A 15,881-nucleotide genomic window follows, 5' to 3' on the forward strand; every position below is an offset into this window, starting at 1 on the left:
ATGGGCGTTGTTAGGATAGCAACGCCCACAGGGATTTGAGTGCCAGCAGTAACGCGCTGGCGCCACACAGCGCTAATGTCAGCAAACGGGTGCGGCGTTTATCTACTCGGGGTAACAAGATGCCTGAGGCGATAAACCCGAGCACTACCGCTGGTAATAGCAACATTGATAGCAGCAGATCACGCCAACTGACCATACCGGAGAACGTCAGAACCAGCAGACTGATACAGGTACTGACCATAAAGAAGGCCGACAATGCCGCGCGAAATTTCCCAGCTTCACGCCCGGTGAGCAGTAACGCCATTGGTGGGCCGCCTATACCGGCGACCGTGCCGAAAACGCCTGAAAAAGCCCCGGCAATAAACAAGTTGCGGCGAGTGACCGCCACGCTGAATTTTTCAGGCTCATCACTACTGCCGCGCCAACAATGGCCGCAATAATCAAGCCAAGCACCGCGCGAGGTGCCAATAGCAAAGAGACCCCTAACAAGCTGCCGGGGATCCGGCCAGCCAGCGCGTACTGTAATCCGCCCAGTTCCAAATTGCCGCGTTCACGCAGTAGCGTCAGCAGAGCAATGGAAAAACTGAGCATAATCACCGGCACGGGCACCAGTTCTGGGTCAACAATATAAAGCAGCGGGGTAGAAACTACTGCCAGACCGAAGCCTAGCAAGCTTTGGGTGACGGCACCGATGACAATAATCAGCGATGCCAGCAATAAGGTAACAGGATCAATCAACGACCACATAACTGCGGGGGATTGCCGGAACGTCTGCGGCAGTTAACAAAGTGGATAAGCTTGGGGGCGCAATACATTTACTCCATTTCTTCCCATTCAATACCCATCTCTTCCATCATCTTTTTCGCTTCTGACGGGATGCTGTCTGGTTGATCCTTGGACAGATCGACATCATTGGGTAATGGCTGCCCTGTGTAAGCATGTAGAAATGCTTCACAAAGCAGTTCACTGTTAGTGGCATGGCGCAGGTTATTGACCTGGCGACGAGTGCGCTCATCCGTTAGCACTTTCAGTACTTTTAACGGAATAGACACAGTGATTTTTTTTACTTGTTCGTTTTTCTTCCCGTGTTCAGCGTAAGGGCTGATGTACTCGCCATTCCATTCAGTCATGTTGCACCTGCTATGTCGCTAATTCGCTGCCGATTTTAAACTCTTACACCCTACAGTCAAATACAGAGCCATAATACTGTATCACAAAAACGGAATTCTATACATTTGGACGTCTAAACGTCTTTATGCCTATTGACGCCAAAGGGTGACTTGGTAGAATTTAGCCATCCAGACATCTTTATGGTGTTTCTCGAAAAGAATTTAAGGAGTCGAAAATGACAGTACGGAAAATGGCCACTATCGCTGTCCGTCAGGGTATTGAGTCCGATAGCCAGCATGGTGCAGTGGTTCCGCCCATCTATCTTTCGACCAACTATGCTTTTGACGGCCATAAGCAGCCACGGCAGTTTGATTACAGCCGTTCCGGTAATCCCACCCGCAATATTCTCGGCAATGCCATTGGTGAGCTGGAACAAGGGTGCCCAGCGGTGATCACTGCCAGCGGCATGGCAGCCGTGACTTTGGTGGTCAGCCTGTTGGGGCCAGACGACCTGCTGGTGGTGCCTCACGACTGTTACGGTGGTTGTTATCGACTGTTTACCAATCTGGCGAAAAAGGCCAGTTCCAGTTGGCTGTGGTAGATCAAACCGACACCGAAGCATTGCAGCAGGCGCTTGCCCGTAAACCTAAAATGGTGTGGCTTGAAACTCCATCAAATCCTTTGCTGCGCGTCATTGATATAGCCGCCGTGGCCGCAACCTGTAAAAAAGTGGGCGCGCTGCTGGTGGCCGATAATACTTTCCTGTCACCCGCGCTGCAGCAGCCATTACAGTTGGGGGCCGATATTGTGGTGCACTCCACCACCAAATATATCAATGGTCATAGTGACGTCATCGGTGGTGCGGTAATCGCCAAAGATCCAGCGCTGGCTGAACAGCTGCACTGGTGGTCTAATACGCTAGGGCTAACCGGTGGTGCTTTTGACAGTTATCTGACGTTGCGCGGTTTACGGACACTGGCATTACGTATTCAGCAGCACCAGAGTAATGCCGCTAAAATCGTCGAACTGTTGCAACACAGTGCCCAGGTGCAGCAGGTGTATTATCCGGGATTACCAGAGCATCCTGGTCATGCAATTGCGGCCAAACAACAGCAGGGATTTGGTTCCATGGTCAGTTTTGAACTGATAGGTGGCGATGCTGAAGTCACCGCATTTCTCGGTGCTTTACACTATTTTTCTGTGGCAGAAAGCCTCGGCGGTGTGGAGAGCCTGGTCGCCGTGCCCGCCACCATGACTCACCGGGCGATGGAGCCCGCTGCTCGCGCCGAAGCGGGTATTAAAGATACACTTATTCGCTTGTCTGTTGGCATTGAAGATCCGCAGGATCTGTTGGACGACATTGCTGCGGGTTTAGCCGCAGTTGCCGCTTGTTGAGTTGGGGAGCATTGATTGATGGCACGTAGTCACTTACATAAATTTGGTGGTAGTAGTCTTGCCGATCCTGACTGTTACCGGCGGGTGGCCCACATCCTGCTGACCCACGGGCGGCCTGATGATCTGATAGTGGTTTCTGCCGCAGGCAAAACCACTAACTTCCTGTACAAACTGCTGGCACTGCGTGAGCAAGGCCAACTGTGGCAGGAAGAATTGCAGGTGCTGATGAGCTATCAGCAAAACCTGATTGAGCAGTTATTGAGTAACTCACAGGCAAGGCAGTTGCGGGAACGCTTAGCCAATGATCGCGCCACGCTGATGAGTCTGCTGGCGCTGGATATACGTAGCGACTATCAGTGCAACCAAGTGGTGGGTTTTGGTGAGCGTTGGTCAGCCCGGCTGATGGCGGCATTGTTACGCGAATCTGGCGTGGCCGCCAGCAACATTGATGCGCGCGGTCTGCTGGTTGCCGATGAAGCCGCCGTGCCGAAAATCCGTGTCGAAGAATCCCGCGCCAAGGTGCAGCAAATGCTGCAACAACACCCCGATGAACGGCTGGTGGTCACCGGTTTTATCTGCGCCAATCCGGCCGGAGAGATGTTACTGCTGGGGCGTAATGGTTCTGACTTCAGTGCCACCTTGATTGCCAGTCTGGCCGACATTGATCGGGTAACAATTTGGACTGACGTTGAAGGGGTGTTTAACGCCGATCCTAACAAAATTCAGGACGCCAGATTACTGCAAAGCATGTCGCTGGCAGAGGCTGATCGGTTGGCACGGCTAGGTTCCCCGGTATTGCATTCCCGCACCTTGCAACCGCTGTATAACACGCAAGTGAGTTTGGCGGTGCGTTCCAGTTATGCGCCGCAAACCGATTTTACGCTGGTGGCGCCGCACAACGATGTTGCCAGCGCACCGGTTGTGACTAGCCTCGATGAAGTGCTGACGGTTACGCTGCAACTGCAATCCTCATGGGAAACACTGGCCGAAGCGTTAGAACATGCCGGGTTGCAACCCTTAGCACATTGGTCGTTGGGTAAACAGAAACATGAATTGGCATACACACTGGAATCCCGTAAACAGCTGTTGGCCTTGTTACAGCAACTCACTGACACGCTAGGGATCAGCGATATTGAAAGCCATACCGGTTTTGGGTTGGTGGCGCTAGTGAGTGCCGCAGCAGCACAATATCGGCGCAGTTTTGCACGGTTGCTGAGCCGCGAAGCCCGGCCTTTGTATCAGGATGCTTTAAGTCTGGTGACCTTAGTGCCACTACAACAGGTGGCCTTGCTGACCCAGAAAGTCCATCGTCGCTGTGCGGGCCCGCGCAAACGTGTCGGCATCATTTTGCTGGGCGTTGGTAATATTGGTGAAGCCTGGGTGACATTGTTTGGCAAATCTGCCGCGCAACTCAACCGCCAGTTGGAAGCCGATGTGGCGCTAGTGGGATTGGCTAGCTCCAGCAAAGCTCTGTTTTGCAATGCGGGTATCGCAGTCACCGATTGGCAGGCACGCTTTGAGGCAGAAGCCACACCGTGGCAATACGAGCATCTGTTTGAACAAGCGGATGCGCTTTCATGTGATGAATTGATTGCACTCGACATCAGCGCCAGCGCTAGTTTGACCTTGCAGTACCCGGAGTTTTTGCTCACGGAATTCACATGGTCAGCGCTAACAAACTGGCCGGTTCTGGGCCATTGGCCTTCTATCGTGAACTGAAGCAGATGTTGGGAAATCGCCGTTTGTTCTGGCGCTACAATGCCAGTTGCGGCGCTGGCTTGCCGGTGCAGCATGCGCTCAATGATCTGCATAATAGCGGCGATCAGGTGCAGGCAGTGGGCGGGATCTTTTCCGGCACACTCTGCTGGTTGTTTGAAAACTACGATGGGGTGCGACCATTCTCGGAACTGGTGTTAGAAGCCAAAGCGCTGGGTATTACCGAACCAGACCCTCGCGATGATCTTTCTGGCCGCGATATGCAGCGCAAGCTGTTAATTTTGGCTCGGGAAATCGGCCTGGAACTGGAGCTGGAAGATATCCGCCTCAGTTCATTGGTGCCCGCACATCTGGCCGAGATTTCAACCGCGGATTTCCTGCAACGGCTACCTGAGCTGGATAGCGAACTGGCACAGCAGTATGCAGCGGCCAATGAGCAGGGCAAGGTGCTGCGTTATGTGGCGGCATTGGAACGCACCGAGCAGGGCGCCAACGCTGAAGTGGCACTGCAATGGGTGGAACCGAGCCATCCCTACGCTAACCTGACACCTGGCGATAACGTGTTTGTTATCCGCAGCGCGTTTTATCAGGGCAACCCGCTGATCATTCGCGGCCCCGGCGCTGGCCGTGAAGTCACCGCCGCGGCAGTGCAGTCAGATCTCGTACAGATCTGCCGCGATTTGTTAGAAGATTAATATGGCACCGATGTGCCAATTCTTCTATGCAAATAAGGCTCCTGAGGGAGCCTTATTATTTCGGGTCGTATGTGCGCGAACGTGTGAGCGCCGCAGGGGGACGTAGACCCCGAATGACGCGGCTTGTTATGTGTGAATTTCAAATCGAAGCTCCCTGCCGAATATTTTTATGCAACCGATATCGCCTTCAAGCACAAATCCTTCGTTTAAAACTATTAAAGAATCTATGTTTCCGTAGTCAACTGAACCACCAGCATCTGTGGATGTAATCACTGCATCTTTTGCCTTTAAACCAGATACTGCTTTTACATTTTCAAACCATAAGATCGCTTTACGATAGCAAGTATATTCATCGGGTTTTGGTTCAACGTTATACGCTGAATCTGGCCATATGCTCACTTCCAACTCAAAAGACAAACGATCACTTTCATGACTCCAATCCAAAATGAAAGAGTCATTTAGATCAATACCCTTAAAAGTTTCCAACTGACGCCAATCCATGTTCATTCACACATAACGCCTAAATTTAGCGCGGAAAGCCGCGCAGCTGGTTGACGTCGCAGCCAGCATTTTTTGCTGGCGTTAAATTTTGTTTGTTATGTTTTGGGTAATTGAACCCAACCAAGCAAAAGCAAAACAGCGTATGTTAGTACGCCACCACAAACAGCTATAAAAATTAATCCAGCAGGCTTTTGATACCAACTTAAAATATTCGGTTTATGATGTTCAAGCGCGGCAAGTGCAGAATTAACCCGTGGAATTAAAGTATTTGGAGGTGTAAATTGACTTTGGCAACTAAGTAGAAATGTTTTTAACCTATTATATTCGGCTAACGTCAAGTTTGGCTTAGTAGCATCAGAAATTGCTTGTTCAACATCTTTAATCCGCAATCTATCTCTCCTTAATTTACCCAAGCAATATACAAATTAAAAATACTTATTTTTTGTCACTCCGTTCTTCACGCTAAATGACATTGCGTAAGCCATCATAGAGGACTCTGCATCTTCATATGTTTTTGCATGTCGAGACGATGGGCTATAGCCGCCCCATAAATGACTAATATCCCAAGAGTAAGCACCCATATTAGCTATAGGCTCCAAATCACGCATGATCCGTGACTTTAAAGATTCCTCTATGCCATCGACATGAAAAATAAACTCTTTAACAATTTCTCTTGGGGAACTGACCATGGTATTTCTCCTGATTAAACATAACGCCCGCAGCACGGGAAAAATTGGAGCGCAGCGAAAATTTTGTCCAAGTGCCAGCGCTTGTTACATTGATGACTTGAGGTGATGCGCATTCTTTTTAACCTCTTCCGCCAGGCCTTTAACTTGTTTCATAGCACCAGTTGAAGATTCAACCTCGATGGAAGCTACGGACTCTAAATTACAAGTTCCGAAATCGAAATTGGTACTATCTAGCAAGAATTCAAAAAACTGGCTTTCGCTTAAGCATGGGTGGCCAAGATCACGATTCTCAAAAGGTGAATCCGCTCTCTGGCCTATAGAGTTAGTGATTCTAAATTTATGAACTTGCCCGTCTGTACAAGTAAAGACAAGGGAATACAGCGTTATTGGTCTTCGACCGGAATTCACGACTTTTATGTAAATACCATCGACCATATTGTCAAAGCTTTCCCTATATGAACCAGATACATCAAAACTTGTCCGATCACGAAACATGACGTAGAAGGCAATGCAAAGGCTTGCCACCGAAATGCAGATGCTTATGTAGGGCAATGCCTCTTTCATGCTCATGATAGTCGACTTACCCCTTCAACGTAACAGCTTATTAGTGCGCATGCGCGTTTACCTCGTTGGACCAGTGAAAACGCGCACAGTTAACTATCTGTATACAAAAAACTTATCAGCATTCTGTTAAATATACTATCTGGAAAAACGCGCACGCGCGTTTCCCAAACCTATTATCTAATCCGTGAAATTTATAGGTGACTGATTTTAAGCCTATTTATTTGGGCTGAAATGTGAAAACGCGCACGAAGGTAGGATAAAAATTGTTCAATATCGCCATCATTTGAATATGACTGTATGCCTGTCCAGCTTTTAGGCATTGCAAAGAATGGCAACATTTGAGTGAAATGAGTGAAAAGTTATAGGCGAGAATGTCTGCGTTTGACTACGTCACAGACAACGAGTTAACTCGCTTTGGGGCATTCTTAATCTAAGATGCAGCGGCATTTGGGAAATGAACTACATCCCCAAAATTCGTGTCCTGCATTGCTGCCTGATTTCACTGTTCTAAGTACCATTGGCTTGCCACATTTAGGGCATATTTTTTGTGTATGAACTTCTGCTTCATCCATAACATGTGATGTTAGTTGCGCAGTGTTGGTCTCATTTCCATCACTATAGGCTTCTGGCGCAATGATAACCTCGCTATTTGCGATACGGTCTGAAGTGCTTATTGCATCTTTAATCAGCTGCCTAAGATCGGCAATGACATAAGCTCTTGCGGCTTTAATCCTGAGTAAAGAAAATCCAGCTGATGCACATGCACTATTTACGAACTCATCACGTTGCTGAGCTTTTTGGTGTTATGACTCACATCATCAAGTTCAACGCCGAGTATTAGCGAGCAATCGTCTTTATTGCATAGAACAAAATCAAAGTGCTTTGACGACACTTTATTAAATGCCCGTTGCCAGTTTCTTCGATTCATTCCTGATATAGGCACCAGCACATCTGCAATCCGCACTTTAGCAAATACCAAAGCATCATTTCCTACTGCTTGAACTAATGCGCCAAAAAAAGAACGTTCAGCTTTTGTTAGTAAGTATTGCGTTGATTGATATGAGTATGCGGCTTGATGCGGTTTACTACCTAAAAGCTGTGGAGCGACGAGCAGAACGATAAAAACCAGCATAAATAGCAGTGCAATATCCATATTTAAATCTGTCCAATTCATGTTGTAAGCGGCTAATTGTAGATACTCTGTAGCATTACTAAAATTGGGTCAATAGTTCAGGACATAACCGTCACCATGGAAAGGTCTCAGCACAGAATGGGATATTTCATGTTAAAGACGGCAACATCCAATCGGAATGTGACCATTTCAGACAATACTTTAGTACTCAGGATGGATCATCATTACCCATTATGAGTCACTGCTTTCTGCAATGGTGGCGATCTTTAGGCTTGACTTCGACGTGAGTTTCTCTAGTATACGGCCATATAGACGTCCAAACGTCCAGATAGATAAATTGAGGAAGATTTCGATGGCTTTTCACCACGCCCAATATGCCAGCTCGCTGAATCAGAGCCTTGCCGAGCTTAACGGCGATATCAATGTTTCCTTTGAGTTTTTTCCGCCAGCCACTGAGGAAATGGAAACCTTGCTGTGGAACTCCATCCAGCGTCTGCAACCACTGCAACCTAAGTTTGTCTCGGTGACTTATGGCGCTAATTCCGGTGTCCGTGACCGCACCCATGGGGTGATTGAACGCATCCAGAAAGAAACCAACCTGGTCGCAGCGCCCCATCTGACACTGGTGGACGCCAGTGATGAAGAGTTGCTGCAACTGGCAAAAAACTATTGGAACAGTGGCATCCGTAACATAGTGGCGTTGCGGGGTGATTTGCCAGAAGGCAGCGCCAAGCCCACCCGTTTTGCGGCCGATTTGGTGCGTTTGCTGCGCAGCGTGGCCGACTTTGATATCTCGGTGGCGGCATATCCTGAAGTGCATCCTGATGCGGCCAACGCGCAGGCGGATTTGGTAAACCTTAAACGAAAAATTGATGCTGGTGCCAGCCGGGCTATCACCCAGTTTTTCTTCGACATTGAAGCTTATCTGCGCTTTCGCGACCGTTGTGTTGCGGCGGGCATTGATGTGGAAATCGTACCGGGGATCTTGCCGGTCACTAACTTCAAACAGCTCAAACGTTTTGCGGGCATGACCAACGTTAATCTGCCGGGGTGGTTACACCAGCAGTTTGACGGGCTGGATGAAGATCCTTCCACCCGTTCGCTGGTGGGTGCCAGTGTGGCTATCGATATGGTGAAGGTGCTTTCGCGTGAAGGTGTGAAAGATTTCCATTTCTATACCCTGAACCGGGCAGAGCTAACTTACGCTATCTGCCATATCCTCGGGGTTCGTCCGAAAGCGGCGCAATAAGCCTCGGCTGCTGCTGAAAAAGCCTGCAATTGCCAGGCTTTTTGGTTGCTGATGACACGGGTTACAGGCGGAACTGCCCCAGCAATTGCTGTAACCTGGCGGACAGTTTTGCCAGTTCACCGCTGGCTTCGGCAATCTGTGCGGCACTATCACTGCTGTGCGCCACTGCATCGTTGATATTACTGACGTTATGATTGATTTCTGCCGATACCGCTACCTGTTGATTGGCGGCGCTGGCGATCTGGATATTCATTTGAGTGATGGTTGAAACGGCGCTGCGGATCTGTTCCAGTGCGTCACCGGCTTTACCCGCCTGCTGTACACATTCATCGGTTGTCTGATTACTCTGCTGCATTACCGTTACCGCCGAACGGGCACCCTGTTGCAGATTCTCGATGATTTGTTGGATCTCTGCGGTGGATGCCTGAGTGCGGCTCGCCAGCGAACGAACTTCGTCGGCCACTACCGCAAAGCCTCGGCCTTGTTCACCGGCGCGCGCCGCTTCAATCGCCGCATTTAACGCCAGCAGATTCGTCTGTTCAGCAATGGTGCGGATCACCTCCAGCACGGTATCAATCGCTTGGCTGTCCTGCGCGAGTTGGTCGATGGTATTAACCGCGTTACCAATCTCCTGTGCCAGACTATCGATATGTGCCTCCACCTGCTGCACCACCTGTTTACCAGCATCACTGGCCTGATTGGCTTGTTCCGCTGCGGTTGCCGCATCGGTGGCGTTGTGTGCCACTTCCTGCACTGTTGCTGCCATTTCATTCATGGCAGTGGCCACTTGCTCAGTTTCTTGCTGCTGCTTATCGGTACTACGGCGGCTATCTCCGGTGATCCCCGACATTTCCTCAGCAGAGGTTGCCAGCGATTCGGTCACCTGCGCCACACTTTGCATGGTGCTGTGGATTTTGCTGGCGAAGCGGTTGAAGGCCTGTGCCAGCTCGGCAATTTCGTCCTTGCTGTGCACCTTGATGCGCAGGGTCAAATCACCTTCACCTTCCGCAATATTGTTCATGGCACGCGTGGCTTCGCCGATAGGGCCGGTGATGCTGCGGGCGATAAATACCGCAATGGTCGCACCAATCAACAAGGCCAGCAAACCAATCCCTGCTAATTTAAGGTTGATATGCCACAGCGCCTGTTCGGTATGGCTGCGATCCATAGCGATCGCCAGCACGCCAATGGCTTTACCGGAAAAGTCCTGAACTTGATGCAGATAAACCACATGACTGAGGTGATTAATGTCACTACGAAAATGTGCTGTTTGCCCTTGCATCACCTGCATGAGCAACTTGCTGTTGGTAAACTGCGGCAGTTCAAAGGTGCCAGCAAAGCGCTTGAAATCACTGCCATTAGGGATCAGCAAGGCAATTTCTGCTTGGTAATTTTGCTTGAATTCATCAAAGAATGGCTGCCCAAATGACATGCCAAACTCCACTGAACCGATATGTTTGCCGTTATAGCTGACGGGCGCCAATCCACGGATACCAAGTCCAGCAACGCCTTTTTCCAGCCCCATTATCGGTTGGCGAGTGTTATTGGTCTGCACGACGGTTTCACGGAAAGAAGACAGATCGTCACCAAACTTTTCGGGTTTATGTACCCTTAAAAATGAGGTGGCAGGTGGGGTGTGAAACTGGAACTGTTGCACTGCAAATTCCTGTTTCAGCGGCTTGAAAATCAGTTGGCTCCGGGCATTGAGTTGCTGCCGCTGCCCGCTGGCAAACTCCGCTTGCATCTCTGGGGTATTGGCGACCACAGTTGCCAGCGCTTCGGCTAGCTTGCCTGAACTCTGGATTTCGGCAGTGGCCGTCTGATACAGCTTTTGCAGTTCCCGCTGTTCCGACCGCGCGATTTGTGTTGTGAACTGGGATAACACCAGTGGCATGATGAACGTCATCACCACCAACAACATGACACATACCCCCAGAATGATGCGGGTGCCTACCTTTAGTCTGGAAAACACAGTCAACCCTCCGGACAGAAAACAACTCAATAAGCACCAAGTATAAACAGTCAGATTTTTCTCAAGTGTGTGAAACAACTGCTTTTTTAATGTTATTTGTGGGGAGATACGCAATATTCGCCGTAGATCACCTTTCTGGTTTTACGGCGGGCTATTTACTTAGCAAGCTAAATAAATATAATACTTAGCCTGCTAAATATTTAGGAACCCATGATGGATAAAATGCGCGATCATCTGCGCGAACTGTCATTGGCTGAACATCTGGGGCGTAGCCACAGATTATGGCGCATGGCAGCGGATGCGGAACTGGTACCTCTGGGATTAACCCATCCACGTTGGACAGCGCTGTGGAAGCTGCGGCGTATGGGCGATGGTGTTGCTCAGAAAGCGTTGGCAGATGAGTTGGAGATTGAACTGCCATCGTTAATGCGTACCTTGGCACAACTGGAGCAGCAACAGCTGATCCGCCGCCATTGCTGTGATCAGGATAAACGTGCCCGTATTGTTTGGTTAACCGATGCCGGACGGCAACTGCTGGAGCAGATGGAAACCCTGATTATACAGGTGCGTTTAGAGCTGCTGGAAGGTATCAGCGAAGCCGAATTAAGCCAGTTTGAACAGACATTGCAACGTATTAGCCACAATGCTCAACGCAAGTTAGCGGCTAAAAAATAACAGATTCAGGAGATTTACCCGTTCTATGACGCCAGACCAACAGTTTGCCCGCATGATCAAATTATCCATGTTCGGGTTTGCGATGACGTTTGCCTATTTCATGTTGGCGGATCTGAAAATTCCGCTGACACCGCAGGCGATGGCTACTCATTTAGTCACTAAAGTTGCACCACAGGTGGCTGGCAAGGTGGTGCAGGTGGCCGTGCATAACAACCAGCAGGTACAGCAGGGTGAGTTGTTGTTTGTGATTGATCCACAGCCTTATCAGCTGGCATTGCAGCAGGCCCAATTAGCGCTGGAACAAGCGCAGCAGGATAACGCCGAATTGGACGCCTCTATTGCGGCGGCGCAGGCTAGTGTTACTGCCAGTGATGCAGCGCTGGCACAAGCCCAGCGCGAGGCTAAGCGTTTGGCCGCCTTGTATGATGAACACAGTGTGTCGCGTCAGAGTCTGGAACAGGCGCAGACCACAGTACGTACTGAGATGGCGGCGTTGGCATCGGCACATGCACAACTGGCAAAGCTGCGAGTTTCGCGTGGCTTGCCGGGGGAGCAGAATCTGAAACTGCGCCAGGCACAGAATCAACTGGCGACAGCGCAATTGAATCTGGCCTATACCCGTGTGACCGCCGCTGAAGACGGGGTGGTCACCAACCTGCAATTACAGCAGGGCAGTGTGGTTAACGTGGCAACGCCTGTGCTGGCTTTGGTGTCGCAACACACCGATATTATTGCGGATTTTCGTGAGAAAACCCTTAAGGATATCGCTCCTGGCAGCGAAGCCTGGGTCGCATTTGATGGTGAACCTGGGCGTCTGTATGCCGCAACCGTCAGCAGTATTGATGCGGGCGTTAGCGCCGGCCAGTTTGCCGCCGATGGTTCGCTGGCAACGCCAACGGAATCTGACCGTTGGGTGCGTGACGCGCAACGGTTGCGACTGCACCTGGATTTGCGTCAGCACGAACAATTACAGTTGGCCGCCGGAGCGCGTGCGACCGTGCAGTTGCTGCCTGAACACGGGGTCTTGCGGTTTCTGGCGCACTTGCAGATCAAGTTCATTAGTTTGCTGCACTATATCTACTGAGGCCGCAGATGTTATTGCGTAATCAGCCGTTGACGGCAAATGATCTGCGACAGTGCCTGCGAGTGGCCTTTGGTGCCACTCTGGGTTTTGTTCTTTGTAAGTTGATGAACTGGAACTACGGCGTATTTTATGTAGTGACCCCCATGCTGTTATTGGGGCTGGTGCCGACCATGAATGGCCATGCCGCGCGGCAGTTACTGGCCGCCGGGGTTGTCAGTGGTATTGAAGTGGGGATTGTCGGTGGCCTGTTCGGTGGGCATCCAGGCTTGATGACACCGCTGGTGTTCCTGTTGTTTCTGTATCGTTTTGCCTGTATGTCGAAGGGCAGTCTGTTCCTGTTTGGCGCCAATGGCGTCATTAACCTCAGTATCATGCTGCATTTTGCCAGCTACCCGGTGACAGATCTGAACGATCTGATCTGTAGCAATCTGCTGGCTTGCGTGCTGTCCGTAATTATTGCCTATCTGATGACGGCATTATTTCCTGATGTGACAGCTCGCGCCGCCCACAGCGCTGAACCCAAGCAACCCCATAGGATGCGGCATGAAGCGCTGCTCGGTGCCAGCATGGCAACGATTTCATTTCTGGTGTTTCAGCTGTGCGATCTGAAAGACTCATTGTCTGCGCAGGCAACCACCTTGCTGCTGTTATTTCCCATGCACTGGAATGGTGCGCTGGGCTATGCCAAAAAACGCGCGATGGGCACCATTCTTGGGGTGATTTATGGGCTGTTGGTGCAGTTATTACTGTATGACTGGTCAGGGCTACTGCTGCTGGTCGCGCCGCTGTTATGGTTGGGCACCATGTTGTTTGCGCAGGCGCATGTGAAAGAAGCCGCAGGCTCAGGTGTAGGTTTTGGTGCCATGACCACCTTAGGTATTCTGTTTGGTCAGTATCTGACACCCGGCAACGACCTGTTCTTTAGCGCGCTATACCGTATCTCCAGCATCATGGGCGCCATTGTTGGCACGCTGTGTATCTGCTACTTAATCCATCGCTTGCTTAATAGCTTTGACGCTACCCGCTTCGGGCAATAAGCGGTTTTCGGCCATGAAAAAGGAGCCATGAAGGCTCCTTAGTATTGGAACTTGAGCGTATTACTCTTTGCGCTCACGGCGTTTAGGACGACGTTCGCCTTCAACACGAGGTTTGCTACGTTCAGTGCGTGGGCTGCGTTCGCGCTCAGAATAGCCGTGTCCTTCGTCGTCGTGCTTACGGCTGCGACGGGGTTTGCTGCCAGTATCCATTTGGGTGCCGACTTCTTTGATATTGATCGGGCGGCCACAAACGCGCACTTTTTTCAGGTGCAGCAGGATATCTTTTGGCATACCGGCTGGCAGATCTATGGTGGTGATCTGATCAAACAGTTGGATCTGGCCGATGTAACGGCTGTCGATATTGGCTTCGTTGGCAATAGCACCAACGATGTTACCTACACCAACCCCATGATCGCGGCCTACTTCCAGCATGTAACGGCACATCTTGATGTCTGGATTGTCTTTTAGCGTGTCAGCGCTGCCAAGATCGGTTGGCGTGGCGCGATTGCTGCTGCGACGACGGTTGCTACGGTCATCACCGCTCTGGAACTTGCTGTCTTGCACATCACGCTGCCGCTCCTGCATGGCCGGCAGTTGCAGTGGACGTTCTTGCTGTACCTGATACAACAAAGCCGCGGCTAGGATATCGGTATCGACTTCCAGTTGCTGGCATAGCTGTGCTACCGCGCCTTTCATAAAGTCGAGCTGTTGACCATTGATGACTTCAGCCACCTGATCGCCAAGACGGGACAAACGACGTTCCGCTACGGTTTCTGGGCTTGGGACTTTCATCGGTGAGATACGGCTGTTAGTGGCCTTTTCGATCATCCGCAGCATGCGCATTTCACGATTAGTCACAAACAGGATCGCCATACCACTGCGGCCAGCACGGCCAGTACGACCAATGCGGTGTACGTAAGCTTCGGTATCGTAAGGGATATCGTAGTTGATCACATGACCGATACGTTCTACGTCCAGACCACGTGCCGCTACGTCAGTGGCGATCAAAATATCCAGTTTGCCATTTTTCAACTGGTCAACGGCGCGTTCACGTGCTTGCTGGTTCATATCACCATGCAGCGGTGAACAGGCATAACCGCGGGCATCGAGTTTTTCAGCCAACTCAACACAAGAGTTACGGGTACGCACGAAGATGATAATACCTTCGGTGTTTTCCACTTCCAGCACTCGCACCAAGGCTTCCAGTTTGTTGTGCTGTGACACCTGAATAAAACGCTGTTCAATTGAGTCAACGGTCGCATGGCTAGAGGCAATACTGATGTTGATTGGACTGGCCAGATGCTTGTTAGCAACACGTTTGATCTGCTCAGGCATGGTGGCAGAAAACAGCGCCAGTTGGCGGTCATCTGGAGTCTGATCAAGGATCCATTCGATATCATCGATGAAACCCATTTTCAGCATTTCATCCGCTTCATCCAGTACCAACGCTTTGATGGTATCGAGTTTGAGTGTGCCGCGGCGCATGTGATCCATGACCCGACCTGGTGTACCAACCACTACCTGAGGGCCGCGACGCAGCGCCTGTAACTGTTGGTGCATGCTTTGCCCACCATAGATAGGCAGTACATGAAAGCCCTTAAGGTATTTGGCATAACTGGTGAAAGCTTCTGCGACCTGTACGGCCAGTTCCCGGGTTGGCGCCAATACCAAAATCTGCGGGGCGGTTAATTTATGATCAATGGCGTTGAGTAACGGTAAAGCAAAAGCACCGGTTTTACCGGTACCAGTCTGAGCCTGGCCCAGAATATCTTTACCCTCCATTAGAGGTACGATACTGGCGGCCTGGATAGGGGTTGGATGCTCGTAGCCCAATTCGTTCAGGGCGCGCAGCAACTCCTCGGAAAGCCCGAGTTCACGGAAAGTCAGTTCACTGGATGACATTAGATTGTAGCCTTGTGGGTGCGTTGAAAACGCAAAAGAATTTTACAGCAGGAAAATCAACCCCGCGTCGACTTTCCATTTCAAAAGCGGCGGATTATAACGCTATGCGCAACAAATATCCAGCGCTGTTGCCAAAGTATAGTGTAAATTCGCCACCAGT

At 50.5% G+C, this 15,881-nt stretch carries 12 protein-coding genes and 4 pseudogenes; 6 read left to right on the plus strand and 10 right to left on the minus strand.

Annotation, left to right across the window (positions count from 1 at the left end; genetic code table 11):
* Window positions 1-10: 10 nt before the first annotated feature.
* Both KHX94_RS11465 and metJ read right to left on the minus strand, forming a co-directional pair.
* Window positions 11-747: pseudogene (locus KHX94_RS11465) on the minus strand (sulfite exporter TauE/SafE family protein).
* A gap of 68 nt (window positions 748-815) precedes the next feature.
* Window positions 816-1,130 (minus strand): met regulon transcriptional regulator MetJ, encoded by a 315-nt coding sequence (gene metJ / locus KHX94_RS11470; RefSeq protein WP_213680741.1) that lies wholly within the window; start codon window positions 1,128-1,130, stop codon window positions 816-818.
* A gap of 215 nt (window positions 1,131-1,345) precedes the next feature.
* On the opposite strand from metJ, the pseudogene metB reads away from it, so the two are divergent.
* Window positions 1,346-2,505, plus strand: a pseudogene (gene metB / locus KHX94_RS11475) (cystathionine gamma-synthase).
* Window positions 2,506-2,523: 18 nt separating this feature from the next.
* A pseudogene (locus KHX94_RS11480) lies at window positions 2,524-4,916 on the plus strand (bifunctional aspartate kinase/homoserine dehydrogenase II).
* A gap of 126 nt (window positions 4,917-5,042) precedes the next feature.
* Here the strand turns inward: KHX94_RS11480 and KHX94_RS11485 are convergent.
* From KHX94_RS11485 to KHX94_RS11515, 6 genes and pseudogenes are all read right to left on the minus strand, one after another.
* Window positions 5,043-5,417: a hypothetical protein gene (locus tag KHX94_RS11485; RefSeq protein WP_213680742.1), complete on the minus strand. Its 375-nt coding sequence runs from the start codon at window positions 5,415-5,417 to the stop codon at window positions 5,043-5,045.
* A gap of 95 nt (window positions 5,418-5,512) precedes the next feature.
* Window positions 5,513-5,806, minus strand: coding sequence for a hypothetical protein (locus KHX94_RS11490; protein ID WP_213680743.1), 294 nt, complete (start codon window positions 5,804-5,806; stop codon window positions 5,513-5,515).
* A 36-nt stretch (window positions 5,807-5,842) separates the two neighbouring features.
* Entirely contained in the window at window positions 5,843-6,106 is a 264-nt protein-coding gene (locus KHX94_RS11495; RefSeq protein WP_213680744.1) for a hypothetical protein, read from the minus strand.
* A gap of 84 nt (window positions 6,107-6,190) precedes the next feature.
* Entirely contained in the window at window positions 6,191-6,676 is a 486-nt protein-coding gene (locus tag KHX94_RS11500) for a hypothetical protein (protein ID WP_213680745.1), read from the minus strand.
* Between the two features lie 419 nt (window positions 6,677-7,095).
* Window positions 7,096-7,242: a topoisomerase DNA-binding C4 zinc finger domain-containing protein gene (locus KHX94_RS21130; RefSeq protein WP_213680746.1), complete on the minus strand. Its 147-nt coding sequence runs from the start codon at window positions 7,240-7,242 to the stop codon at window positions 7,096-7,098.
* 162 nt (window positions 7,243-7,404) lie between these two features.
* A pseudogene (locus KHX94_RS11515) lies at window positions 7,405-7,844 on the minus strand (DUF2726 domain-containing protein); the annotation flags it as partial.
* 310 nt (window positions 7,845-8,154) lie between these two features.
* Here KHX94_RS11515 and metF point away from each other — a divergent pair.
* On the plus strand, window positions 8,155-9,051 hold the full coding sequence (gene metF, locus KHX94_RS11520) for a methylenetetrahydrofolate reductase (protein ID WP_213680748.1): 897 nt from the start codon (window positions 8,155-8,157) through the stop codon (window positions 9,049-9,051).
* Window positions 9,052-9,112: 61 nt separating this feature from the next.
* Here metF and KHX94_RS11525 read toward each other — a convergent pair whose 3' ends face one another.
* Window positions 9,113-11,023, minus strand: coding sequence for a methyl-accepting chemotaxis protein (locus KHX94_RS11525; protein WP_483315917.1), 1,911 nt, complete (start codon window positions 11,021-11,023; stop codon window positions 9,113-9,115).
* 210 nt (window positions 11,024-11,233) lie between these two features.
* Between KHX94_RS11525 and KHX94_RS11530 the strand changes: the two genes are divergently transcribed.
* From KHX94_RS11530 to KHX94_RS11540, 3 genes are read left to right on the plus strand one after another with little or no spacing between them, the layout of a single operon-like run.
* Complete coding sequence (locus KHX94_RS11530) at window positions 11,234-11,698, plus strand: MarR family transcriptional regulator (protein WP_425314009.1); 465 nt, start codon at window positions 11,234-11,236, stop codon at window positions 11,696-11,698.
* Window positions 11,699-11,723: 25 nt separating this feature from the next.
* Window positions 11,724-12,782, plus strand: coding sequence for an HlyD family secretion protein (locus KHX94_RS11535; RefSeq protein WP_213680749.1), 1,059 nt, complete (start codon window positions 11,724-11,726; stop codon window positions 12,780-12,782).
* A gap of 8 nt (window positions 12,783-12,790) precedes the next feature.
* The gene (locus KHX94_RS11540) at window positions 12,791-13,819 is read left to right on the plus strand and encodes a DUF2955 domain-containing protein (RefSeq protein ID WP_213680750.1); all 1,029 of its coding nucleotides are present in this window, start codon (window positions 12,791-12,793) and stop codon (window positions 13,817-13,819) included.
* Window positions 13,820-13,879: 60 nt separating this feature from the next.
* Here KHX94_RS11540 and KHX94_RS11545 read toward each other — a convergent pair whose 3' ends face one another.
* On the minus strand, window positions 13,880-15,721 hold the full coding sequence (locus tag KHX94_RS11545; protein ID WP_213680751.1) for a DEAD/DEAH box helicase: 1,842 nt from the start codon (window positions 15,719-15,721) through the stop codon (window positions 13,880-13,882).
* Window positions 15,722-15,881: the final 160 nt, after the last annotated feature.

This window comes from Shewanella dokdonensis (assembly GCF_018394335.1).
In the GTDB taxonomy this organism is placed as follows: domain Bacteria; phylum Pseudomonadota; class Gammaproteobacteria; order Enterobacterales; family Shewanellaceae; genus Shewanella; species Shewanella dokdonensis.

What these genes read in the sequence shown, in the direction of transcription:
- metJ (WP_213680741.1), bottom strand. Translation starts at nt 1,130, where the DNA reads ATGACTGAATGGAATGGCGAGTACATCAGCCCTTACGCTGAACACGGG.
- KHX94_RS11485 (WP_213680742.1), bottom strand. Translation starts at nt 5,417, where the DNA reads ATGGATTGGCGTCAGTTGGAAACTTTTAAGGGTATTGATCTAAATGAC.
- KHX94_RS11495 (WP_213680744.1), bottom strand. Translation starts at nt 6,106, where the DNA reads ATGGTCAGTTCCCCAAGAGAAATTGTTAAAGAGTTTATTTTTCATGTC.
- KHX94_RS11500 (WP_213680745.1), bottom strand. Translation starts at nt 6,676, where the DNA reads ATGAGCATGAAAGAGGCATTGCCCTACATAAGCATCTGCATTTCGGTG.
- KHX94_RS21130 (WP_213680746.1), bottom strand. Translation starts at nt 7,242, where the DNA reads ATGGATGAAGCAGAAGTTCATACACAAAAAATATGCCCTAAATGTGGC.
- metF (WP_213680748.1), top strand. Translation starts at nt 8,155, where the DNA reads ATGGCTTTTCACCACGCCCAATATGCCAGCTCGCTGAATCAGAGCCTT.
- KHX94_RS11530 (WP_425314009.1), top strand. Translation starts at nt 11,234, where the DNA reads ATGATGGATAAAATGCGCGATCATCTGCGCGAACTGTCATTGGCTGAA.
- KHX94_RS11535 (WP_213680749.1), top strand. Translation starts at nt 11,724, where the DNA reads ATGACGCCAGACCAACAGTTTGCCCGCATGATCAAATTATCCATGTTC.
- KHX94_RS11540 (WP_213680750.1), top strand. Translation starts at nt 12,791, where the DNA reads ATGTTATTGCGTAATCAGCCGTTGACGGCAAATGATCTGCGACAGTGC.
- KHX94_RS11545 (WP_213680751.1), bottom strand. Translation starts at nt 15,721, where the DNA reads ATGTCATCCAGTGAACTGACTTTCCGTGAACTCGGGCTTTCCGAGGAG.